This is a genomic window from Bdellovibrionales bacterium, from assembly GCA_016716765.1.
Taxonomy (GTDB): Bacteria; Bdellovibrionota; Bdellovibrionia; order Bdellovibrionales; family UBA1609; genus JADJVA01.
Window position 1 is genome coordinate 355,291 of record JADJVA010000004.1, and the last position, 24,719, is coordinate 380,009.

Consider the following 24,719-nt stretch of genomic DNA (forward strand, 5'->3'; position numbering starts at 1 on the left):
TTTTTTTATTTTTGGACTTAAAGTATTTCTTTTTTCATTGATCATGGGATTGATCTTTTTTGCTCGATATTGAAGACAGGAGTGACGGCAGATTGATTTTGGAACTAGGAAAAAGCCACGTCAAGGTGGCCTTTTCCCAAGTGGTGCTCACTATTATGCGGCAGGTTTATTTCGGCGAATGTAATTTTGATATTTTTTATCAAAATCTCTGGGTTTTTCGCCTTTCTTATTGATGAGTCCTTCCTTAAACCAAAGATAATGTTCTTCGCAGAAGTCCAGCCTCTCTATTTTCTTTCCACACTTTTCTACCAAGCATCTTGCTAGAACAGTTGGAGTTCCTGCACCCGAAGGGCCGTTAGATTCCTTATTTTCCTTTTTAGCCATGATAACTCCTTGAAATGGGCATCTATAGCTTCATTATCGGCTCTCTTTTCTCAGTGCTTTAATATGAGACCAAAGTGCGGGATTGTTTGGAACTTGGTTGCTGCAAAATAATTTAACAAAATAGATGGCTCATCTGGAAAGAGTTGGAGATGGGGTGGTACAGGGGATGCATTACCTTTGATGTAGAGCTCTCTCAATGACTGGGTGGCCCGTAAGGTGGAAACGTCTCAAAAATAGACACAAATGGGATTGAAATGTTTAAGATCGACCAAAGAAAATTGATTGTATTCACTTTAGGCATTGGGGTGGCGGCTGCCATGGCTTGCTTCACCAGTTGTGATGTCTACTCTGAAAACAATCTCTTTGCTGAATTGAAATCCAATTGTGTCGATACAAACGACTGCATTCACCAATCATCTGACTTTATGGAACTCAAGATTAACACAGAAAACAACTATCCCGTCGGTGTTAGTGATATAGAATTTGATGTGGCAGGTGATTGCAATGAGGGTGGCTTTGAACAGAACCTGGTTTTGTGGGAATTATTTCTTGATAACACGCTGATTCAGAGTTCACAGAACCTTGGACTTGGCACTACTTGCGTTTACGGTCGCTTTTCGACTCGAGTTAAATTACCAAGAGCGGGACTTCAGGATACAACTGGGGTTCGTCGAGAGCACCGATTGGATGTAGAGCTCATTGGAATAGACCCCAATGGTGAGCTATTTAAAAATCCACTTATGGCAAAAAAAAGCATCACGGTGAGTCCTCGGTGATAGCTTTGATCTCCAAAACGGCATCCTGTTCTAATCCATTTTTCTCGTGACTTTCTTGAACCTTCGTATTTGGTTCATTGTTTTCTTCTCCTCTGCGGTATTTTGCGAAGTATTCAGGAGCGACCCTATGAAGTGTTCGTTGCCAGGACGAGTTGAGCGAAGGGGTTTCGGAGGGAATTTCAATTCTACTCAAACTCACTTGTCGGAGGTAACTGGGTAACTGCATGGCTTTTAGCTGTCCATCTTGGAAGGGGGTTATGGCCGTGGCCTGTCCATTGAAACGCACAAAGAGGTGAATCGCATTGTCTTGAAGTAGATAGGATAAAAACTCATGAGCTTCGCTGTATCTTTGCGTGCTATCTGAGATTCCAATATAGGAAACCCATAAATTTGACTTATCTTCTGGAATCCAAAATACAGTCTTGTCAGTCTTGTCAGTCTTGTCAGTCTTGTCAGTCTTGTCAGCATTTGCGACGGAAAGAATCTCTGCGGCAGGGCCGTTAGGTATTTGAATCAGCAGGGCTTGTCCCGTCATCCAGAGCTGTTGTATGGATTGTGATGCAATTTTATACTGCGCTAAGAATTGATGAACCGTCGATTCTAAACCATCGGACCTTTCTTGATCAATGGTGTCAGGCGAAAGGAAACCGGTCTTTTGCATGAGGCTGAATAATTCCGTTTCTTGTGGCAAGACAAAAATTTTGCCTTTGAGGATTTGATTGTCGTAGGCCTCAGGAAGGCTTCTGGGAGGTGGGCCTGCAACCTCGGTATTCCATAAATATCCATTTATCCCCCAGGTGACAGGGAGCAAATATTCAAATTCAGGATCAATTGAAAGATTTGACAGATCAGCAGAGACCTTTGATATATCAGCCAGCAATTGAGGCTTGAGTTTGGCAAATCCCTTTGAACCAATTTGCTTGTTTGCCATATAGGAAAAGATCTGGATGAGATCGTATTTGTCTGGATGACCGACGATTTCCGCGAACAAAGCTTCGTCTGAATCCACTGAATATCCAAGGATCTGTAAACCAGATTTTAAAGTGAAATCAGAAAGAGCTTCAGGAGGGATAGTTCCTTTGCGATAAAGAAGTTTCAATTGAGTTCCGGAACGATCTTGATTTTTTATCTGACCTTCGATTTTACGTAGGCCCCACCAGGTTCCCATAAGAAATGAAAAAGGAACAATGAGCAAAAAAACTTTACCAAGCCAATTCATTCTCTCAGTTTAGATCTGATTTCCCAGCACGGCCAATCAGATTTCAAGATTAGCTGGATCGAAGTCGATTGAGATCTGAGCGCCTGCTGCCGGAATGTAGTCTCCATAAAATAAAATGCTGTTTGCTTCAGCATTGTAGGTCCAGCCACCAGACAAGGGCCCAGGGTTAGCGCTGAGGTTTGGTATACTCACACCGTTGATAGATACTACGATGCTTTCAGGAATTGGCAGTCGTTTTAGAAAGAATTGTGTTGAGAGCGTTAAAATATTTTCAGAAATCTTCTTTAATTCAACGGAGAAATCGCCACACAAACTTCCGACAACTCCACCTGAAGCTTCGGCAAGGCCCTGATTGCGAATGCCATATTGTTGACCGCCACCAGTGAGTTGACTCAGGCAATAAGCATCTTCATTTTTTATAACGATTGAGTTAACGCTAAAGCGTTTTGTAGCTCCAGAAGATCCGGTGAGAGTCTCAAGGTACTCCATATATTTTGTGATAGTGTGATTTTTGGCGCTGTTATATTTGACGTGAAGAGGGTCAGTGTACGCCAAATATTGATTTTTAATGTAGTCGCTACCATCGTGCGAAAAATCGTCTTCATCTCCAACAATGATGATTGCAAAAAAGCTATCGGGACGTAAGAGGCCGCTGTTTGAAGGATTGTCCATGGCAACTTTGAAGCTCTGAAGGGCGCGCTCATCGCCATAACCGGCGGTCCCAACCATAATATTATTGATGAATACATTGTTAATATCAGGTGTGCTTGGAGTGATAATTGAGGTGCCACCGGCAGATTTGAAGAGTGAGACGGTTGGGCTGCCAGTGAATAGCTGACGATAGGCATCGGTTGCAACTACCGCCATGCGGTAGTCAAATCCTCGAGAAGAGAAGTCATTGATAAAGCTTGAGAAGTTGTTAGCTACATTTACCTGGGAACTGTGCATGGATCCGGAATTGTCGACGACCCATAGCAAATCTATCTTTGGAGAAACGGCCCCCGAATTCTGAAAAAATATTTCTGAATCTGGAAGAAGAGAAAATGAGGGCGCGTTTTTCTCACACCCAAAACTACTTAAAAGAACGCCAGCAATGATAATGCTGTAGCATGCGCCTGTTCTTTTCATAAAAATGCCCCCTGTTTGGACCTGCGGCCCAATGAAATACGTCCAGCTTTTGCGGGAACTTGGTGGTGACAGGAGATTACATGCAACAGATACTCACTTATCGACCGATGTCCTGATTTCTGAAGCTCAACGCGTCAAAATTGCAATTGGCTCAAGTCCTCAGAATTTTTGGAATTACCCAGAAAGCCCTCAATTTGATACGTGCAACCGCTTGAATTTACTGAGTTAATAATTTTGAAATTTCTTGGGCGTCGTGATCAGCGAGCCATAGATATCTCAAATGAAAACAGAACAGATGATTTGAAGAGGGCTCTTTGAGTAGTTTCCCCTCTCAATCTGAGATGGTAAAGTACGTTTATGAAAAACAAAAAAATTCGTGTCGGGATATTATTTGGCGGAAAATCAGCAGAACATGAGATCTCTTTGCTCTCAGCACGTAACATAATAGATGAGATAGATAAGAGCAAATTTGAGGTCGTGATGATCGGCGTCGATAAAATGGGGCAATGGCATTTGGACGATTCAGCCAAACTGTTCCTATCGAGTCAGAATCCAAAGTTGATAAAATTAGACGTCAAGGGGCAGCTTGTTGCTGTTAATCCGGGCTCAGGAGAGGCCCCATTGGTCGCGAGCTCTCGAACGCCCTTAGATGTGGATGTGATGTTTCCAGTGCTTCACGGGCCAATGGGAGAGGATGGGACTGTCCAGGGCTTGCTGAGACTCGTGGACATTCCTTTTGTAGGCTCAGACGTTTTGGGCTCCGCTGTGGGAATGGACAAGGATGTGATGAAGCGTCTGCTTCGGGATTCGGGGCTCCCAGTTCTGCCGTGGATAACTTTAGATCGCCGTCGAAGCGCGGAGGAATGGGATTCAAAGAAAATTATGGAAGAGCTGGGTCCTCGAGTGTTTGTGAAGCCAGCGAATATGGGATCTTCCATAGGCGTGAACAAAGCGGAAAACCCAAAAGAATTAGATCGGGCTATTCATGAAGCATTTCGTTTTGACAACAAAGTTTTAATTGAAAAGGGAGAGATCGTCCGCGAGATTGAAATCGCGGTGCTAGATGGCAATCCTCCAATGGCATCGGTAGCAGGTGAGATTATTCCCAAGGGAGATTTTTATTCCTACGAAGCAAAATATGTCGATGAAAATGGGGCTGACCTCGTGGTGCCGGCGGCGTTAAGTTCGGCTCAATTAAACGAGGTTCAGGAGCTTGCTTTAAAAACCTTTCAGGTTCTCGAAGCGGCCGGTCTGGCGCGAGTGGATTTTTTTATGACTCAAGATGGACGCTTTCTGGTAAATGAGATCAATACGCTGCCTGGGTTCACAAAGATCAGCATGTATCCTACTCTCTGGAAAGCCTCCGGTGTTTCTTACGGTGAGCTCATCGAAAAATTGATCTATTTGGCTATCGATAGAGACAAGAAGAATCGAAGATTACAGACGGACTATTCTTCCAGAGACTGAGTGTCTCTAGCTGAGTTGAGTTTAGCTCAGCAAACCGCTGTCATCAATTAACTCGGCCAAGGCCAAACAGGGCAACACTCTTTCCGTAACAAAGAAATCCCTTGTGAAAGACTCCATATCTAAGACACCAACAAGGCTACCTTGCGAAGTCAGAGGCAAACAGAGTTCGCTTTTGACTCTTGAATCGCACTCATAATAGGTAAGAGCCTGGCTCAAGGCCTGATCCAGATCTTGAATGAGCGCGTGATGTCTGTTCATGTAGGTTGAACAATTGTTGCTTCTTCTTGCATAGTCATCGTTGAGAGGAAAGATTGCCCGACTTGGAGCGCCGAGATAACAGATTTTAACTAAAAAAGGAACGCTGGGATCATTTCCATAAAAATCATTAAGATAACTGGGAATGAGAAGATTCGCTTGTTCTTGATAAATACCCAGCCAATCGAGCTGACACTTTCCTTGAAGCCAGTGAAGACCCGAATAAAGGCGATTAAGACGAAGTTGGCTCTTCTCATTGAAGTGAAATACCCATTTCAAATCAAAAGGATGAGGTAGCATGTTCCATGAACAAGAGGAGTCGCCGGATATTTCGGGAACTCGGTACTCGTGTGGTGCCAAATGTAAGTTTTCATGCTCACGAAGAAAACTAGCCAAGTCTAAAGAAAGCTCATTGATTCGGCGGGTCCAGGTGAGATGCATCATTCCTGTTCCGCCAATATCTCTGAGAAGATTCTCGTTGATGTCCGTCAATTTTTTATCTCCGATAAAGGGTCAATTCAAATCCCCGTTTTTTCTCGAAGTCGCTTCGCGGATCGAAGCAGTACCAGTTTGGCCTTCTCAAAAAGATCTGCGGCTTCTTGTTTTGATCCTGCAAAAGCAGTAAATCCAATTTTTCCAAATTCGGGTAAGGCAGACAATAGGTGGAACTTGACACCTGTTCCAGTCTGCTTTTTGGCTTTCAATGATGGGTATTCCGGGTCTTTTTTAAATTCCACCCACAGGTCTTGTAAAGATAGATTCTGGAAAGTTTCTTTATCAACAAAGTTATCCGTCATTTTATAAAAAATAGGCTGACCTGTTTCTGAGGAGATAAAGGCCTTTCTGGTGGCATCATAGTTTGCGCGAAGCAATCTCGCTACTGTCTCCCAGGGGTGGGTTGTTCCGCCTTCTCTGATATTTGCTTCTCCAAAAATGAAGTCAATCTTCTCGTTGTTATTGACTTCAAAAAAATCCAATCCGATTCTTCCAACAACTCCGTAGCGAGCGAGAACTTCAGCGTATTTCACGGCATAGAACATGAGTTTGGATTCAAGCTCTATGTCTCCATAGGCGGGCTGAGAGGCTCCTTTGTAAACCGGGCCATCCATATCCTGCATATGAGTGGATAAGGGTACAATTTCACCGTTGGCCAGAATCTCAAGCTGCACACTTGGAGCCCGTGTGTGCACAATTCCGGATTCAATGACAACGCCAAATTCTTCTGCGCGCGAAAGAACATTTTTTAATTGAGAATTCCTCTCTGAATGGCGCTGGAGTAGTTCTAAAATTGCATCCCTGCGGTTTTTTTCACTGTCCTCAATGTCCATAGCCAGGACTATGTTTGAATCCTTGTTGTGCGCGCCGTCTGCATCTGTTGCGTTACGAAACTCGATTTTGATTATTCCCTGTCCGCTGGCTCCGTAGTTGGCCTTAATAAAGCAACTTCCTCTGCCCTTCATCTGGACATAAAGATCATCAATGGATTGCACAATCTCTTCTATGGTGTAATTAGAATCAGTACCTTCGGCAAAAGGGATCATAGATTCTCTAGCGATGATCCTGTTGCCCTGTTTAGAATTAAGAATTTCTAATGCAGGATGCATTCCCGCAAGAGGAAGCTGGAGTTCGGCGGACAATCTATTCATACTTGATTCATTTACAAATCCGCTGAGAACGGTATTTTCTTCTGTTGGTTCTTGATCGTTGAGGAGTCTCCTTGATGCCAGTTTGATCTGAGTCAAGGCCTCAGGTGAATTGGCTATTTTATCACTCAAGTAGTCAGTTCCATTGTCATTCAAAGCGATCATTTCGGAGCGACTCTCTATCGCATTAATTTCACTCCGAGAAAGCCCAGAAAATAGCTCGTCAAGCGCAGTTTGAGGCACTTTCGATGAAGAGACGAAAAGAACTCGCACATTTGGATCAGCTGCTCGAAGCAAAGTCCAAAGGGACCTTTGTTCGTAGTGGGCAGATCCGATGATTGGTCCTATCTCTGCGGGGTCAAAATTGAGAGATGGAACAACAATGAAGAGAACAGGCTCTCCTGCGTCTCTTCGACTGGACCATTGCAGAAGCTGTTCGCGTTGGCTCCTGACGAGTGGCTCCCAGGTCTCGCGCGAGGCTTCAAATGCAGCAAAAGTAACCGGAGCCCGCCGGGGGGAAGTAACGGAGGGCAAAGAAGAAACAGCAGAATCATGATCCCTATGGAGTTGCCCCAGTTTCTCAAGACAGGACCCGGCGGCGCTCAGATCTCCGGTTGAAAAGCCCAAGGTGACTACGACGAACGGCAGTAAAATAACTCTAAAAGACCTTCTGATGTATCCAGAAACTGAATTATCAGAAGCGCTGTCCTGGTCTATTTTTTCATGTTGGCAACGGATCATACACCTCCCCATCGCAAATGGTTTCATGCTGCCCATTCATACAGTCTTTGTGCCAAATCGCTGGTCCATGCTATGCTCAAGCATTGGGGATATCAATATCCAAATATTTGAAATTTAGTTTGCGAATGCTGATCACTTCGATGACCTGGCTGGACATTTGTCTGATTTGTCTTTTTTAATCGATCGAATCGGAGTTCATGCTCATCGCGCGCTAGGCAATTAGACTGACTTTAGGTAGACTGGAACGCACAGTTGGTTCTAACGGACCGCGGAAGGAGGTGATGCCTATGGACACACAAGGTTATCAATCCAAGGCGGAGGTGATCGTCTCATAGATTTTTTTCTATGAGAGGTCGTCCGTCTGTTTTCCAGCAGGGTCAAGAGACATGCTCTTGGCCCTGTATTCGGGGCTAAATAAACATCCATCTTTCTCAGTCAAAAGTATAATTTATAATATTTGCAATATACTATGTAAAAAGATCTTGAACTCAGTTCAAAAAAAGCTAGCATTAGGTTTATGGGGGGGCGATGTCGTACAGGAAGACATCCTGAAGCACGGATGCTTCACATCGTCCTTTTTACTCAGTTAACCAAATATTCTAGGATGACCGAAGGTTTTACAGTGAGGCGATCTGCGCTGATTTCAAAAACCTTTGGAATGGCGGTCAAATCATAAAGGACTTGATTGAGTCGATGAACAGTCATTCTCAGTCTGTGATAGTTTTCTGGAGAATAATCGCAATTCCAAAGAAGGCGAATCATTTCGTCAACTGATTTTTCCGATTCGTCAGTCATGACATCAAGCAAGATTAGCATTCCCTTTTTACGGGAGAGATCAACTTCCTTGTTCTGGAATATGACCGTTCGTGCCTCTCGAGAAAAATTGATAATGAGGTCCCCTGCACCGAGATATGGTTTCATTCTGTTGAGCCAGAATCCCTTTGCCTCCGCTGAAGGTAGGGAGCTTAAGATCAGGTTAATTTTATTTCGGAGCTCATCAATGAGAACTCCGTCTTGCGTGCGTCCAAAATAAAGAATTAGAATTCGTAGGTAACAGGACCAAGAGAGTACACTTGCTAAGCCTGATAGTTCCGCCAAGTCCCTCGCTCCCTCCGGATTGAAAGCGAGAACGGAAATCTCAGTTTCAAAAGAATTCGCATGGAGGCAAAGCTGTTGAAAGGAGCGCATTCCGTCGGTTATGCACTCGCCGCGAATCAGCATTTCTTCCAGAAAGTCGAAGTAGATGAGGCGGCGGTCACTCTCCAAGAGACTGTTGTCTTCAAGAAGAGTTTGGGCTCGGGCCCAGGCGTGATTAATACCAACCAAATATATTTCAGCAAGCATAAGGCTGTGTTGGACTTCGGTATCTAGGGACTTCGGACAATCAGACCTATTAATGCTGATTAATTCAGAATAATAGAATCCCATTTTTTCCGTATGATTAAAATGGGATTTTAACCTGACAATCTGAGGAAGAGTGCGCAAATACAAAAGTCTACGTTCATCTTGATTGCGCACAGACTTTACAAATTCAAAACATTCCTCATAAACAGCAAGCCCTCCACTGAGATCTCCGTCCTCCTCCATGTATTTCCCGACCTGCAGGGTACAAGAAATCCGTGATTCAACAGAGAGAGTATCTCCCAATTCAGTCAATGACCGTCTTAGCATTTGATGGTAGAAGCGCCATTTTGTTATAAGATCAAGTTGATAACAAGCACTAGCCAGATCTCGGATGAGGTTGACATTTTCACCGTATTTTTCTAGGGCCAACAAATAGGACGAATAAGCCTTTTCGAGATTTCCCGAGTACTCATAGATAAGGCCACGCAAATGTTCCTTTAGTCTACGTTCAGCTAGTGAATTTGGTTCAAAATATTCGATGCATTTTGTTGCAAGGTCTAAATCTCCGCTTTGGATCAAAGCTTCAGTCTGAGATCTCATGTTGTGAATGATATCTGTTGATGTCAAACTTGAATGATAAGGGTGAGTGCTGGTATTATTCATGAGCCAACAGATTTGATTTTTCTAGACTGAGAGAAAATCCTCCCCCTCTTATGCGGGGTCTAGGACCGCCAGATCCTTTAACGTTGTAGCCACTTAAAGCGGGTTCAGACATAAACCTAAATACGCTGAAATCAGATGGTCGATATTTAGATGATAGGGCCGAATCCACTCCTATTAAGAATGAAAATTCATTTGGAAAAAACAGAGTCGCAAAAACTTGCTCTGTTCTTAGCCAGGCGGACTCACCGAATTGTCTCTCAGGCAAATTAAGCAACTCCTTGAGTGAATTCGATTCAATAAATGACCGGATAAAACCTGGAGCGTAAGTTTTTAGAACCAGGGTTGAATCAGTTGTTAATTGATTTTGAGAGCCAGCGACAGAATCATCCAGGTCTCTCCATTTCTTTGCCCGATAATTCGGCGCCCAAGCGACCAAAGGGAGGGAGAGAGGGAGCAGTGTCTCGGACTGAGTTTTGACAAAATCAATGAGATCCTGATCTGTATAATTGGCTGCTAAAAACGGAAATGATTTAAAGTCATAACTGTAGCGATCTGGGAGCTTTAATCCTTGATTTTGAACCATGTCGTCAATCATGGCCCGCTCGACATTGAAAGCACGAATAAAGGCAAAGACGTTGCTAATCAGCGGGTTGGAAAGAACTGTGTTCACAGACCTGAGGTTGTTTGGTCCAACGTACCTGTTGAATATCCGATTCGGTTCAATATTTGACCATTCTTTTGTTCCAGGCCATGATCGACCGTCGAAATAAATAGCCAATTCATGGGCCAAAAGTTGAGTTAGAAAGATCTTGTTTAGGTCAGAATATTGCGGTGTGTGTCGAACCAAAAGTATCGTGTGATTTAGAAAAGGATCCGTCCAAGAATCAAAAGGAAAAGAGGGGGCATCAGTCACAATCAAAATGAACAATCGTTTCTGATTACTGCCTGGTCGGATACTAAGCTTATTCAGAACTTCTGGTGGACTTGAAAAAACAAGGCTATTCTGAGACGAATCAGGAATGGAACCTTCCGGCCACAAACAACTGCGGGCGATTTCATTGGCCGCTTTGACACTTACAGATAAGTGATTTTCGATTAAACTGGGGTCGTGATTCAATATACTTGAACAAATAGAGCTTCCAATCTTCGTTTTTGTCAAATCAATACTGATGTCGTCGATGATCGCCTGAAGGTTCGGGCGGGAGGAGGGGAAGAAGATCTCGTATTTGTATCCTCGACTGTCCGTATAGGTTGAATCCCCAGTCCCCGACAATTCATGGAACGAGGTGAAAGGAGATGCCAAGTGAGGACTGCCTGTCGGAGAAGCAAGTTTTTCCCCAACCGATGCCTCACTCGCATTCAGGAACGCCGTAAAAGCGGGTGTCAGCAAAGAGAGAACGGAACACCAAACAATCGCTCGACTGTTAAATCTTGAGGAGTGAACTCTATTCATAGCCTGCCCATTTTTCATGTTTGATTCTGGTGATTTAATCTACGAATAGGGATAAAAATCAAATGATTATCAATGAATAGCAAAGAAGTGATTGTCCACCATAAATAATATTCACACTTAATATTATTTCCGTTCAAATCTACTTTTAAAACCTTTTGGACCTTCTTTTCCCGCTTAAGAAGTTTTTTCAAAAAGCGGTGGGCACAATATGTGAACATTTGTGCGAATTTGTGTATTTCGCTTGCTCATCCAGATTGATAGGTTTCATTTCACCTTTTGGTCTTCCTTTTATGATTGCAAGGGATGGGATGTTGGCTTTTATCGTCTTCGAGGGGGAGCGAGAGAATCAGCACTCTTGCGATAGAACCCTCTCCGTAAAGGGGGGGGTTTTTTTTTGCCGAATCAAGGACAAAAACTGTCATTCACTTGATAATTGTATGGGCATTTTGGGTAACTATCTGGGCTATAACAGGATCTGAGGGGTCTTGAAATTGCTTTGTGATGAAGCAGCGAACCACGGATTCGGATCTTATGCTTATTAGGAAAGCACAGAATATGAATTGGCGAATGACATTATTCTATTTTTTAGGTGGGTGTCTTTTTCTTTTTATTGGAGCCTGTACGCCAAAAAAGTCCAAACCAAAACTGGATGAAATGAGAGCAGGGGATTCACGTGCCCTGTTCGAACCAGGAGACGCAAAGAAGGGTGACGAGGAAGATGTAAACCTGAGTGGTTCAGTTGTTCTCTATCCCGCTCTGTCAGAGAATTCTGACAGGGAGGGCGGCGGAATCGCAGGCACAACATACTTGAACGATACTCTGAGGTTTGTGAAGCCTTCAATTTATTTTGACAAAAGGAATCGCGATATAGAATTGCGTGTAACCATTGAAACGGAAGGTGAAAAGATCCCATTGGTTCTGAGGGGGAGAGTTGGAGCCCAAGGGCGTGCGGACCTTGAAGAAACGCAAACGACTGATGTGGGTTCTCGTCTGCGCGCAATAGCTCAGTGTATTGATTTGACAATGTGCCAATCGATTTATGTTGATGTTTACTATCGAGAGAATGGAGCTAATCGAAGAAAACAATTCATAAGTGATGAGTCTGACAAAGAAATGCAGTTAGATCTTCCGAAAGCCTTTCTCAATGATCAAAAAGTCAAATCCCAGAAATTGGAGGACCGTCAGGCCGATGAGACTCCCATTGTTTCAGTATGTGATGACCACACTGGTTGTGCCGGCGAATTTGTGGGCTATAAAGTCGACTCCAAATTTTATGAGGAGGTCAGGGATTTGGGAAAGCCCAAGGAGAGAGAGCCTCCGTCGGAGCAGCCGCTCCCGCCTGAAAAAATCCCTGTAATTAAAGGCAGGGATCAAACAGGGAGCAAATCTGGCACTGGTGCGAAGGAACCGATCGATGGGATCGAGGTGATTCGTCAGGATCCTAAGGTCTCTATGAATGGAAGATCACATCCAGATCCGACCTCTCCGGATCCGTCACTTTCGCCAAAGGGAAATCAGTCAGATGTTGAGGATAGCGATGTGGTCAAAGTTGATGGCAGACAAGATAGTGAAGGCGCAACTACTTCAGGTATGAGAGCGGGCACAACTACTTCAGGCGAGAGTGAAACATCACTTGAGAGAGAACGGTCTTCACAAGCCATGACTGGAATTTTGCTTGAGGAGAGTGATTTAAAACTGGGAGCTCAAAGCAAAGGATTGCCTTACTTCGTTTGTTTTTCGCGTTGTGGCTCGAGTCGTTGCCTCAAACAAGCCTGTTCGAAGAATGATCGACGCTTGGTAGGCGGATCTATCTCCGAATCCGGCTCTGGTCCGAATTTTCTCGGTGAGGCTGAAAAGGGAGAATTCGAAGTCATTGATTTGAGAAGAGAGCAGCATTATGGATCTGGATTATTGGTTGCTACAATTAAAAAGGCCAGCCTTCGATTTCAAGAGATGTATGGGAACAAGGATTTAATTCGAGTGAACGCACTCAGCAAGAAGGGCGGAGGCGCATTGGGTGGTCATTCTTCCCATCAAAATGGTCTCGATGCCGATATTGTCTATATTGGAGAGTCAAAATGGGGGACCGTTTTGGATAAAAGAGGAGAGGTTAAAAAGGACTTTGATATAGAAAAAAATTATCATTTTTTTAAAATGTTAGTTGCAACGGGTTACGTCAACCGGATTTTTGTGGATCAAAAAATAAAAAAAAGTATGTGCGGATGGGTGAAATCTCAAGGTCTCATGGGCGAAGCAAAGGATGTACTGACGGCCTTGAGAGCATATTCTGGTCACGACGACCACTTCCACTTACGCTTAAAATGCTCGCCCTATTACCCGCTGTGCAGGGATCAAACTCTTCCAAATGGAACTGAATGCAGCTAGCCAATCCATTGTAGCTACCTCAGGAGCAAAATCAGACCATGGGACTGTCTGTTTATCCTGACGACACTTCGAGAAATCTTGATCAAATGTCCAGAAATGGGACAGCGGAGATCGAATCGAGTGATTTTGGTGGGCATTGAATGGCACAAGCATTGCTTTATGATTGAGTGGGGGATTTGATCTGTTTCGATCACTGAGGAGAAACAATTGTTTAAATCAAAAATTGAACGGACTATTCAGGATGCTATTGATCTGAGCCAAAGCACGGCAGGGGTTGATTTGGAGATGGAGAGTTTCTTTCATCGTACGCCGGGAAAAACTTCTGTTGAATTTGCCAATGACTTGATTGATTTCGGCCCACAGGTTGGGCTGGATGTTAACGATACAAAGATTGCAAATGATCAGATAAATGAATTGGAGGATGTCGAGTCTGTTGGTGAGCGCCGACTTTATGATCGCAAAGCATTGATCACATCAATTTCAGTTCGCGTTAATTCTTCTGAATTGACGACCGTAGTGTCCGGATATTTGGGAAATTTCAGCTTGTCAGGCGTTGGATTGGTAACTCAGTCAGAGATCTTGCAAAAGGGAGATGTGGCAGATCTGGAAATGTCGAATGGATCTGACTCAATTACGATGAAAGTCCTCGTAGTGAAAAAGGATTTATCTGAACACAAGTCGCCATCTTATCTTTACGGACTTCGAATTATTAAGATGAATGTAATGGCTCGATCATACATTGAAAGTCTTTTGGCAGAAGCTCAGACTTCCCTGGAAGATTAAGTTCATTATCTAAAATCAACCAAGCACAAGGTCTGAACCTAGACCTTAATCCTGAATATAGAATCATCTTGCGATCATAATCTCCGCTGGTTCCCCAATTGTTCTAAAAAGAGTAGTTATTTTAAGTGCATTTGGTCGGAAGCCGATAATACCCTTGGGAAATACCGGAGGTAGAGTGGCAGCGGCTGAATCTAGGAAAATGGGAAAATATACTCTTCTGGAAAAGCTGGGAGCGGGTGGCAGCGGAGAAGTGTATTTGGCCTTTTCAAAAATGCAGAACAATGTCGTGCAGTTTTTTGCCGTCAAGGTTCTTAGTGCTGAGCAATCAACAAATCCGCGTGCTGTTAAGATGTTAAAGAGGGAAGCCTCGTTGGCGAATGTGCTCAAGCACAATTCAATTGTTTCCCTATATGAGTGCGGGAATGAAGGCGAAGACTTTTATGTTGCCATGGATTTTGTAAAGGGGCTGCCACTCAGTCGTTTCATGCACCATGCTATGTTGCATAAAAAGACAATTGCGATTGAACATGCTTTGCATATTGTCCGATCTGTCGCTGCTGGCCTCGAATACGCTCGAACCTGTAAAAATCCTGAGTCTGGAAAGCCATTAAATATTGTTCATCGAGATATAAGTCCTCAGAACATCATGATAAATTTTGAGGGGGAAGTGAAAATAATTGATTTTGGATTGGCCCGAACTTCCGAGTTCAATGAAAAGACCCAATCCGATCAAATCATGGGTAAATTAAAATATATTAGTCCAGAACATGCAAAAGGAGAAGAAGTCAGGCACAGCTCAGATGTATTTTCTCTAGGAGTTGTGTTCTGGGAGATGCTATCGGGGAGACGGTTCTATCAGGATATTCCAGATGCGGGCATTGTGAGATGGTTAGGAAATCCAGAACACTCCGGATTGATTGCTTACAATCCTGCAGTCACGCCAGAATTGGACGAAATTGTCGCGAAAGCATGCGCCGGAGATGTAAAAAATCGCTATCAATCAGCTGGTGAACTCTATAAAGACATCAATTCATATTTGAATCTCAATTATCCAAATTTTTCGCCTCACGATTTCCAAAAAATGATTAGAACAGTTTTTGGAAAGGAAATGAATGAGATTGATAACAAACTAGCAAAGTACATCGCGCAGATGGGTGGAGACCTCAACCTAAAGAAATTTGAAAGCAAGTTCAATCAATACGCAGATCTTGTGGACTCTCTGGGAGTCATTGGGCCAAAAGAGGAGTTGCGAAATACTGCAAATACTCAGGAGGCAGTTGAGCGATTTCGCAATTCTCGCCTGGCAATTACCGAAAAAAAGAAACAGGCTCGCGGCATGTGGCGCAATTATGAGCTTAAGAAGGGCATTTCCATTTCTTGGAAAGTAGCGACCTCTCTTATTTTAATCTCTATGGTGTGGTCTAAGATGGTAAGAAAGGACCTAAGTGTATTTTGGTCTGAAAATATCGATTATACTAAAAAGGTTCTTGGGCTTAAAAGCGACGCTGATCGCGATCGCGAACCTTCTTCAATTTCAAAATTGGGTCTAAAATATCCAAAAGATCCTGTCACCGTGCAGATTCGAACCAAGCCGTCGGGGGCTAAGATTTATCAAAACGGAAAAGCTCTGAGACTTCAGACGCCAGGTTTAGTCAAAGTAATAGACGAAAGGTCAGCAGAGATAACCTTAGAATATCCTGGATATGGCATTAGGAAAGTTGTCATCAAACCATTTGAAGAAGAAATCTACGTGGATATGACGGATTGATAGAAAACCCCCTCAATATTCTCAAACCCAAAGAATTAAAAAAAGTAACATAATAGATCTTATCAGATCATTATAAAAAACATCTGAATCGAACACTATCTCAATTTGAGACACCAAAACCAACAGAATTCTGCTGTCGCAGAAAATCACCATAATGTGGCATAAGGCATTCGATAATCGTCCCAACTGGATCCCAGTTTATTGGCCAAAATCTTAGATTCTGTTGGCCGAAGGGTTTCTTACACAGTTTTCTACAGTGATTATGCGGACAGCCGAAGACCCCAGGTGAAAATGAGCCCAAGGAACCAAGTCCTACGATCGGCTTTCCGGGGTCAGAGTGCAAAGTCAGTTTGGAGTTCATCCCAGGCTCGGTTTGCTATGATTTTTTTCCCGGTCTCTTTTTGTGCTGTCCTCAATAATAGAGTGCCAGGACAGGGTTGCCTCAAAAGGTCACCCTGTCAGTTTCTTTTGATGTCAGAAAATTTATTAAACCTGGGTTGCCTCAAACAGGTCTGATGGGCGAGACCCTTTCTTGCGCTTAATGAATATTGCCATTGCAGCAATGAGTCCCAGAGTAATATAAATTAATGTCGTGTTGTCCCCCACCCCGATCTTACCAATGGATCCTCCTCCTTCTGAATCTCCATTGGCGCCATTTCCGGCTTGTTCGGGAGGATTCTCGGCAGCAGCTAGGGGCTGTGGCGGAGGAAGTGGCGGAGGAATATTCTCGGCTACTTGAGGCACCTCTGGGGGTGGCATTGCTGGATTCATATTGGGAGACGGCGCATTGTTGGCCATTCCATTTGTATCGGGTCCTGGAGGCGGAGGAATGGCCTCGGTTTGCCCTAAGCCCGAATTGAAATCATCTGCGACGCTTCCGTCTGCAACATCCAAACTGGGTGGCTGACTTTCCTTTGCCAGTTTGGTGTTGAGTGAGCCAAGGTCATCTCTCCAGTATCGCAAGGTGAGACCTTGATCTACGACATCCTTGGAGTCGACATTCTCATTTGTGGACCAAACTTCTTTCCAGGCGTCGGGGAAACCAAGCAATTTTTTCGAAAAGTTTCTGATGTTATCGCCCACTCGAGTGACATACTCCTCTGCGACGGCTCCGACATCGTCATAAGACACTTTCATGGTCGTCGAGTCATCAGGTCTCAGGGGCGAATTGTAATAGACCTTATCTCCCGTTTTGAGACCCCTCGCCAAATGAGGGTTGTCTTCCAGGAAAATCTTCGCCCTATTTTTTCCGAATAATTTCTGGCTGACTCCTGCAAGATTAGAATCGTTTCTAACAATATAGACACTATTCATCAAGCGACCATTCTGACGAAATGGTTCAGATCTAATTTTCTTGACAGGAACCCAACCTCTTCCCGAGGGTCCAGCGGATTCAGCAGGACTGCTTCCTTCGGCAGTTTCCTCGCTTGGAATATCGGCAGCAGCATTCAAATCCTTTGGGTTGTCGACACTGGGCTCAGGAGTTGTTGGAATGTCCTCGTCTCCATCCTTCTCGGCTGGTTCATTGAGCTCAGCGGTCGAAGGGGAATCCAAAGATTCGAGGGTTGGCTCATCGTTTTGGGCGAGCTCTTGATCTTCTTCCGCAGCACCCCCTTTTTGTCCTTCGGTGTCTCCTGCATCCTCAAAATCCTCAAAATCCTCGTCTCCGGCTCCGGCCACTTCTTCAGTTTCATCCGTCTTGTCGGCATCGCCTTCCCCTTCAGCAAGGTCCTCATCGGCAAATTCCTCGTCACCAAACTCCTCGTCCCCCTTGCCTTCTTCTGAAGCCGCTTGCCTTTTTCCTTGGTCGCCATTTTCGTCCTGCTCTTCATAGTCAGAGGCAAATTCTTCGTTACCATCTTCGCTGACTTCGCTGTCTTCGCCGCTCTCATCACTGAGCGCTTGGCCATCTGAAGATCCCCCTTCGTCGCTAGAGATATCCTCTGTTGCTTCATCGATTTCTGAAACAATGTTAGAATCATCACTGCCGCCATCATCGCTCGAACCACAAGATCCAAGACATAAAACAGGTAAAAGCGCCAAGATAATTCTCATGCTCAACTTTGCAAATAGTGCCATGCGATTCCTCTCCATGAGTATTATCGTATATTTTTAGTTATTTCTTAATCAAAATGAGACTAGCCAAACGTCAAGAATTGTCGAAAGTTTCCAGAATTTAATCTCTCGTATGGACGAAAGGCAAACAGTCGTATTGAGTTTCTCGACCCAAAATGAACCAGGATTAGCAGGTCACTCGAAATTTCAGGAGAATGGCTCGAAAACCGCAGAAGCATTCCGATAAGTATACACTGCTATGGAGTAATTCTGAGTTGCCTGTGTTTGGGCCGGAAAGACAGTGAGGAGAAATCTTAAGATGTCTGATCTATCTATTTGCTGTTCTCGAAATGCGATCAGGTCTCTGTTTAAATTGGTTTTGTGCCTGATCATTCTTGCTCTCCCCATTTTGGCCTTTAGCGGCTGTGCAAAAGAGGGTGCGACTGACGCGGCCAGTGGCGACGGAGGCGATGATGGAGATGATGGAAATGGAGGTGGAGGGAACAATCCCCCGATCGGATCCATTGATAATAATGATTTCTGGGTTCGTCTGTATGATTCCGGAAAGTTTCCGTTTCATGCACACAAGTCAACTGGATTTTCCGATGAGTGCAAGATTCCGTTTGCGACATCCTTGTCCGCGATAAATTGCAATGTCGAGGTAAATGAGTTGGATCTGTATTTCAACAAAATTCAGTTTCATTATAACGTCCCCACAGGAATGTGCGATTACCTTCGAATAACTCCATATTATTTCTACAACCAAGAAGTTGGATATGGACCCAGTGACGTCGTGATAAATGTGACTTATGATAGCACAAATGCGGTCGTGACCAGCGACTGTGTCGTTGATGGAACGGCTGGGCCATGCACTTTAGATAACGCCGTGCCAAACTATAGAGAACTCAACTTTGACCTCACCACAGCCGGGGCCACCTGCGTATACGACCGCTCCGCTTCCGGTGGAAACAATTGTTGCTTTGGAAATTACATTATGACCCAAAATATCACACGTATACCGTCCACAGGTCCTCCAAACATTACGTCATCTATCCGAACTGATAGCAAGTGGGGTGGGAACCGAATTGGTTGCTATGGGGGCCACGTGCGCACCTCAGGTTGGACGCTAATCAGTTACCTGGGATTTCCATTGAGCAGTCTGCAATATGTAGGCGGCGCTCAAGGTTTAAATAACACAACGAATTTGCCACCTCTCATTGATGAACCGAAAGGCTCAGACACGATGACAGTGGCAAATTACTATACAACTTCTGGTTTGCACGATCACGTGGATATAGGTACTGGACTCATTTCATCCTCACTCCCCTACTTTATTGATCCGATCGACGATCGAAGCGGGACCTTGCTTTCAGCGACGAGCGATGCGTGGACCTTTGATTGTCTAGACAAGGCCTACGAGGTGAAGAATCGGATCAAGCTATATATCCGCGAATGGGATGTGTACTCGGACTATCTGACGTATATATCCTCAGCGGGAGTGACTGTAAATCCAGACAGATCGGGAGTTGAGGGCGGCGGAAACTGTTCAGGAATTGGAGACTTGTGCAACGATTTTTGGGATCTAGATGATGTACCGAACTACTTCAATGGAAACAGTGGTAGTTACGACCAATCAGCATTAAATAAAATCACAAAGAGGAGATATTTTTTTCCCGATTTGGCATTCTAATCTTGCAAAATTAAATTGTCTCGAATCGGTCATTTGAGTTTTGGGTTTAGAGCAAAAGCAAAGAGCGTTAACAACTTCTGGTAGGTAAATCAATGGGTGAAACATCGCGGGCAGAACTCTGGAGCTTATATGATCAGGTTGAAGAACACCAAGTGGACGGATTGAATTTCGCCGAAGTTGGGGTTATTCTTAAGTCTGTTCCTATACGCAATCGACATCACTGGCTGGCCTGGAAAACTGGGGAAAAATCTTGGAAGCCTCTGAGTGGATTTCCTGAACTGAAAAGTGCCCTTAAAAGTGCCCTTGATAAGGGGTCTGGGTTGGGACCAGATGACGAGGTCACAAAAACGGCGACCTATATACGAAGTATAGGTCTCCCGCTTGCTGAGTCAGACAGCACAATTCAATCCTCTGATATTTCGAAATTTTCCACCTTGATTGCAAAAAAATTTGAAATAGAAATAGAGGGTAAGAATGAGAGATTCTTGACCTTCACCAGAGCACTTTCCCTCGGAGAACTTCATCTAATTGATTCTCTGCCGGACTGGGTGTCCGACACCTTTCAAGTATGGTTATGTAATGGCAAGGAAAAAATCTCTCTTTCTTGCGAGCAAAAGACTGAAAATAATCCGGAGAACATCGTTTACATTCGTGAAAATAGAAAAGTAGAACTTTTGAAAACTTGGATTTTTGGGTAATATCGTAGATGGAGTACATTAGACTTCATAGTTGGCTCTCACGTCTTCTGGATATATTCAGTACCGATGAATATGAGAAATCTAAAATTTCAACACAATCTTTGGCCACTGAAAATTCGCTCGACCGACGAAGAACGGCTCGTGTCCAATATCCTGAATTTGGCAATGTCGAAACTCTTCCAAAGATTCGCTTTGAAGGTAGACCAATCAAAGTTCAAGATATCAGTTTAGGTGGAATTTGCTTGATAGACAGTTTTGACAGCTTACGATCCACTGTAGGAAATGAAATTGATTTGGAACTAGTTTGGACTGATGGAGTTGCAATGCAACGTTCATTGATTGTAGCAGCGGGTTATGACAAGCGACACTTGCGCTTTCTTGACTTGGATTCAAAATCCTTTGTTCGCCTCAACCTGCTATTGAAACCAGGATTTTTAGGACTAAAGATGAGGAAGATCTTGGCCAAGGACGCCGCCCATCTAGATATCGGAACTCACGAGATGTGGGTCGGGATGACTGGAGAGGCCTTGACGATATTCCCAGGAACTGACTTGAATATGCCACTGGCTGAGGTATCAATTTATGGAACTCGCATCTTCCTCTATAGACATGGAGCCCCTGTGTATTGTGTAAAAAGCAAAGACACTATCCCCGGACAGAGAATTAAAGAAAGTCTTTTGTACGATCTTTTGATCTTTGTATCCAATATTAGAAGTCAATCGCAGGGACTCAAAAATTTGCTTGTCAATCTCACTGAAGCGATTCAGGAATATCAGAGGCTCAAGGAATGAGTGAAGTTGAACGCCATGATTTTGACAATTTTCGTCCGAAATTGGTGATGGGTCGTGTAACTCCACAGGGCGCAAAATTAGTTTTTGAATCAGAAAAAAAACATCGACAAATCATACTTCCAATCGAGCTGGCTGATCTTCTTATTCTTTGCAACGGTCAGCGTTCAATGAAGGAAATAGTCGAAAAAATATATAAGCGTCAAGGTGTTGTTCATTTCAAAACGATTTTTGGAGCTGTTTATCGACTCAAGGAAAAAGGCTTCTTTGAAAACGGATCAGAGCTGCTTTATTCCAAATCGAATTTCCGGTTTATTGATTCGGGCAAATCAATATTTTATCGACCATTAGCTGAGATTTATTTTGGTCAAAGAATCAGCAATGAAGAAACGCACCCATTGGCTTTTTATTTTATATCGATGGCGACGATAGTTCTCTCAATTTTTGGCATGCAAAATATAAATTCAGAATTTTGAATGTTAGATTTTTGAGGGTTGAAGGAAGCTATGCGCTAGGCGTCCTATATGTCTTCGGACTATCGAGTATTCTGCTCAGTGCGAAGGCACTTTTGAAAACTCTTCTTCTGCTTTTTTTAGCTGGAAAAGCCTATAACTTCCGTCTGGTTATGGGCTTACTTGGAGTTTATTTTAAAGTTGGGAATGAATCTCTATTCCTGGTTTCCAATCGGTTGTATCTGACTATTTTTCACGGCAGCCTTATCTTGTGTTATTTTTCCTTTATTTATGGCCTCCATTTGCTTGCACCTAATTCTGAATTTTTTGATCAAGCCGTATTTGTTTCGGTAATTCTTGCGCTAATTGAACTCAATCCGTTTTACGGTGAAAGTGAGATCTCTCTTTATTTTAAAGCCCTACGGGATGACGACGGTCTTAATCAAGTTACTCACTATTACAGAGACAAAAATATTTTTAGTCTATTGCATGATGAGATCTATCTAAATCCTCAAAATGGCACTCTTACTCCTTACGCGTATTTAGCGGCAACCTGGCTGTCCGTTTCTGCAATTGCTGTTTGGCGCATGTTTGCAGAAAACTACAGTTTGATTGCCTATAGCTTCCAGACTGAGCCATTAGGAGAAAAGGCTGGAGCACTGGTTTTGTTGGGCTAATGTTGTTTTCAATTTTTAGCCTTTTAAAATATCTTATGTTGAGTCTTGGAACTTCCATAGATATTCTGCTCAGATCCACGTATCGTAAGTTGGTAGCTCACGTAAAGGTGAAGGACAGTGTTGTTTCCACCGCGGACAATCTGATCTATATTGTGCGAGATCTCCCTCTGCTCTCATGTTTTTCTGAATCGCTTTTGAGGAAAATATTGGATGGGAGTAAAATTCGACATTTTCCAGCTGGTAGTTGCGTCATTCTGCAAGGTGATATTGGTCACCATCTTTACGTTCTTTTGAAAGGTACTTTGTCTGTCCACAGAAGTGTCGAGGGCAAAGAGGAATTTGTTGGTGAAATTTTGCCTCCATCGATTTTCGGTGAAATTGCGGTTATTGAGCAAGTCAAGAGAACTTCGACTGTTGTTGCTGAAGAAGGAAGTGAAGTTTTGGAGATTCCTGGAGATATGATTCGTTCGGTGAGCAATGAATCTCAATACGTTCGAGAGATTGGTGATTTTAAAAATGCGATCATGGTCGCCCAATTTTTTTCAAGCGCACCTATGTTTCGCCACCTTCCCGAAGATATTGTTCAATTGTTCTTGAGCAAGGGTCTGATTGAAGTTTTTTCCGCGAATGAGATAATTTATCACCAAGGGAGTAAAGGTGAGGGGTTTTATCTTTTAGTTCGAGGAACAGTAGGCGTCGTCATCAACGGCATTCTTATTAAAAAAATTCGTCAGGGAGGCTTTTTTGGTGAGATTTCGTCTGTTGCAGATATTTCCCGAACTGCCTCAGTTGTGGCTTTGGAGAACGTACTAGTTCTGAAGATAAACAATGAGGGATTTTGGGATATCATTACTCAAAATATTGAAATGGCAATGTTTATCGAAACTGTGAGTGAAACTCGCATTCAGGAAGATATCGAATTTTTGAGAAGCAAGCCTGCGGACACTCAGTCTCAGTTTCGAGCTTCTTAAATTATAAGCATAATCAAGCGGGCCAGTTCAGATTCTTTAAGCCAATTTGAGGACACGCCCTAGTGAGACTCAGGAGGACTTTTGTAAATAGGTAAGAAATCGATAGAACATTTACCCTCATCTAAAAGATCTTGTGCTGATGTGTACTTTCTACTTTTTCATTTATAAAACGCGAGCTATAGCCTCTGAAATAGTCAAGTTAAGTCAAATCAATGTATTTGAAAAAGTTGGATCATCTCGATGAGTAAGCGAGAAAGTGAAAGCATGTTTGATGTCAAATTTGAAACGTGGTGCCCGGCTCTGCTTCTTTGGGTGATGATCTTTGTGTCAACACCGGCGTATCCTATGGCGGAATCTACCTGCCGAAGTTTTACATTTCATCAGTTTTATAGTCCTAGCAATTTTCCTCACTCGGAAGCATGGGGGATTCAAGCCGGAATCGAGAGCATTTATCCTGGTTTTGCTGTTGAAATGGTAAATACAGCGCAAGCTTCCTTTCGATCAAATAAGCCACCTTTTGCTATTTTTTCTGAATTAGCTATTCTAAGAAGGTCCCTCGCCCGAGCAATGATGCCTGCTGGAGATAGCAGATCCATTATGACTTTTGGATATTTTCGATGGCTAGATCCATTCAGAGATGGGGAATTGGTAGTTCGTTCCATGGCAGGTTATTCGGAAATAGCTCGCATTGATGATGGTGATGATTCCTATTTTCAAAATGGCGATCTTTCCAAAAGGTTGCGGGGTCGCTTTATAGAAATAATGAATGAACGAGGGTCTTCGCCATCGGATGATAAAAATCGCCAGCCTCTTCAGGATGAAGATGCCAATTATAGAACGTGGATTTTCAAGAGACGCAATTACATCGAAACTGAGATGGGTGTACAGACGGGGTCTGAGTGGTATGTTCTTAATATAGATACAGATCTAGCATGGGGGACATCGAATCCACCTATTCAGTTGTTGACGGTATTCCATCCTAGAAAAGATGAATCACATGTTATTTTGGATGATGCTATGAAGATATCAGCTCGTGCTATAGAAACAAAGAGTGATCTTGATTTTATGCGTGTGTTGTATTGGATAATGAACGCGACACCGGCACATCGAGGAAGTGCTCTCATTTCGAAAGTGTATTCCATGGCGCTTTACGCACACATCTTTGGGAAGCCAATGCCAGACATACCTGACGGCTTTGATGTATTTGCTATGCTAGAACCCGACTTTCGAACTTTCAATGAACGATATCGGCCAATATTCTTTCCAGTTCCGAAGTGACTCATTTTGAGACAGGAGGCAAAATTCGTCACTCCTGGTTCACTTCATTTTGATTCGAGGAATATCTCATAGATAATCGCCTGTCTCCCTCTGTAGAATAG

At 43.5% G+C, this 24,719-nt stretch carries 20 protein-coding genes; 12 read left to right on the forward strand and 8 right to left on the reverse strand.

What is annotated here, in order from left to right:
• Positions 1–153: 153 nt before the first annotated feature.
• On the reverse strand, positions 154–384 hold the full coding sequence (locus IPL83_02830; GenBank protein MBK9038090.1) for a hypothetical protein: 231 nt from the start codon (positions 382–384) through the stop codon (positions 154–156).
• A gap of 254 nt (positions 385–638) precedes the next feature.
• Between IPL83_02830 and IPL83_02835 the strand changes: the two genes are divergently transcribed.
• Positions 639–1,160: a hypothetical protein gene (locus IPL83_02835; protein ID MBK9038091.1), complete on the forward strand. Its 522-nt coding sequence runs from the start codon at positions 639–641 to the stop codon at positions 1,158–1,160.
• Here the strand turns inward: IPL83_02835 and IPL83_02840 are convergent.
• Both IPL83_02840 and IPL83_02845 read right to left on the reverse strand, forming a co-directional pair.
• The gene (locus IPL83_02840; protein MBK9038092.1) at positions 1,141–2,379 is read right to left on the reverse strand and encodes a hypothetical protein; all 1,239 of its coding nucleotides are present in this window, start codon (positions 2,377–2,379) and stop codon (positions 1,141–1,143) included. The genes IPL83_02835 and IPL83_02840 overlap by 20 nt on opposite strands.
• Positions 2,380–2,415: 36 nt before the next feature.
• Positions 2,416–3,507, reverse strand: a complete 1,092-nt coding sequence (locus IPL83_02845) for a hypothetical protein (GenBank protein MBK9038093.1) — start codon at positions 3,505–3,507, stop codon at positions 2,416–2,418.
• Positions 3,508–3,864: 357 nt separating this feature from the next.
• Here IPL83_02845 and ddlA point away from each other — a divergent pair, with 357 nt between their 5' ends.
• Positions 3,865–4,974: a D-alanine--D-alanine ligase gene (ddlA, locus tag IPL83_02850; GenBank protein MBK9038094.1), complete on the forward strand. Its 1,110-nt coding sequence runs from the start codon at positions 3,865–3,867 to the stop codon at positions 4,972–4,974.
• A 21-nt stretch (positions 4,975–4,995) separates the two neighbouring features.
• Here the strand turns inward: ddlA and IPL83_02855 are convergent, their stop codons facing one another.
• The 4 genes from IPL83_02855 to IPL83_02870 form a co-directional block, all read right to left on the reverse strand.
• The gene (locus IPL83_02855; protein MBK9038095.1) at positions 4,996–5,721 is read right to left on the reverse strand and encodes a hypothetical protein; all 726 of its coding nucleotides are present in this window, start codon (positions 5,719–5,721) and stop codon (positions 4,996–4,998) included.
• Positions 5,722–5,747: 26 nt separating this feature from the next.
• On the reverse strand, positions 5,748–7,613 hold the full coding sequence (locus IPL83_02860) for a hypothetical protein (GenBank protein MBK9038096.1): 1,866 nt from the start codon (positions 7,611–7,613) through the stop codon (positions 5,748–5,750).
• 582 nt (positions 7,614–8,195) lie between these two features.
• The gene (locus tag IPL83_02865) at positions 8,196–9,620 is read right to left on the reverse strand and encodes a hypothetical protein (GenBank protein MBK9038097.1); all 1,425 of its coding nucleotides are present in this window, start codon (positions 9,618–9,620) and stop codon (positions 8,196–8,198) included.
• Positions 9,613–11,073 carry a hypothetical protein gene (locus IPL83_02870; GenBank protein MBK9038098.1) on the reverse strand — a complete coding sequence of 487 codons (1,461 nt, stop codon included), beginning with the start codon at positions 11,071–11,073 and terminating at the stop codon, positions 9,613–9,615. Before IPL83_02870 ends, IPL83_02865 begins: the two co-directional genes overlap by 8 nt.
• Before the next feature lie 498 nt (positions 11,074–11,571).
• On the opposite strand from IPL83_02870, the gene IPL83_02875 reads away from it, so the two are divergent.
• From IPL83_02875 to IPL83_02885, 3 genes are all read left to right on the forward strand, one after another.
• Entirely contained in the window at positions 11,572–13,458 is a 1,887-nt protein-coding gene (locus tag IPL83_02875) for a penicillin-insensitive murein endopeptidase (GenBank protein ID MBK9038099.1), read from the forward strand.
• Between the two features lie 207 nt (positions 13,459–13,665).
• The gene (locus IPL83_02880) at positions 13,666–14,241 is read left to right on the forward strand and encodes a PilZ domain-containing protein (GenBank protein ID MBK9038100.1); all 576 of its coding nucleotides are present in this window, start codon (positions 13,666–13,668) and stop codon (positions 14,239–14,241) included.
• Between the two features lie 175 nt (positions 14,242–14,416).
• On the forward strand, positions 14,417–16,009 hold the full coding sequence (locus IPL83_02885; GenBank protein MBK9038101.1) for a serine/threonine protein kinase: 1,593 nt from the start codon (positions 14,417–14,419) through the stop codon (positions 16,007–16,009).
• Positions 16,010–16,495: 486 nt separating this feature from the next.
• On the opposite strand, the gene IPL83_02890 is transcribed toward IPL83_02885, so the two are convergent.
• A complete protein-coding gene (locus IPL83_02890; protein ID MBK9038102.1) occupies positions 16,496–18,088 on the reverse strand; it encodes a hypothetical protein in 1,593 nt (530 codons plus the stop codon).
• 295 nt (positions 18,089–18,383) lie between these two features.
• Here IPL83_02890 and IPL83_02895 point away from each other — a divergent pair, with 295 nt between their 5' ends.
• The 7 genes from IPL83_02895 (at position 18,384) to IPL83_02925 (ending at position 24,618) form a co-directional block, all read left to right on the forward strand.
• The gene (locus IPL83_02895; GenBank protein ID MBK9038103.1) at positions 18,384–19,754 is read left to right on the forward strand and encodes a hypothetical protein; all 1,371 of its coding nucleotides are present in this window, start codon (positions 18,384–18,386) and stop codon (positions 19,752–19,754) included.
• A 92-nt stretch (positions 19,755–19,846) separates the two neighbouring features.
• Positions 19,847–20,452, forward strand: a complete 606-nt coding sequence (locus IPL83_02900) for a hypothetical protein (protein MBK9038104.1) — start codon at positions 19,847–19,849, stop codon at positions 20,450–20,452.
• Between the two features lie 8 nt (positions 20,453–20,460).
• Complete coding sequence (locus IPL83_02905; protein ID MBK9038105.1) at positions 20,461–21,243, forward strand: hypothetical protein; 783 nt, start codon at positions 20,461–20,463, stop codon at positions 21,241–21,243.
• Positions 21,240–21,716: a hypothetical protein gene (locus tag IPL83_02910; protein ID MBK9038106.1), complete on the forward strand. Its 477-nt coding sequence runs from the start codon at positions 21,240–21,242 to the stop codon at positions 21,714–21,716. Before IPL83_02905 ends, IPL83_02910 begins: the two co-directional genes overlap by 4 nt.
• Before the next feature lie 11 nt (positions 21,717–21,727).
• The gene (locus IPL83_02915; GenBank protein ID MBK9038107.1) at positions 21,728–22,369 is read left to right on the forward strand and encodes a hypothetical protein; all 642 of its coding nucleotides are present in this window, start codon (positions 21,728–21,730) and stop codon (positions 22,367–22,369) included.
• Positions 22,369–23,340 (forward strand): cyclic nucleotide-binding domain-containing protein, encoded by a 972-nt coding sequence (locus tag IPL83_02920; GenBank protein MBK9038108.1) that lies wholly within the window; start codon positions 22,369–22,371, stop codon positions 23,338–23,340. The genes IPL83_02915 and IPL83_02920 overlap by 1 nt, the downstream gene beginning before the upstream one ends.
• Positions 23,341–23,580: 240 nt before the next feature.
• Positions 23,581–24,618 (forward strand): hypothetical protein, encoded by a 1,038-nt coding sequence (locus tag IPL83_02925; protein MBK9038109.1) that lies wholly within the window; start codon positions 23,581–23,583, stop codon positions 24,616–24,618.
• The last annotated feature ends 101 nt before the right edge of the window (positions 24,619–24,719 follow it).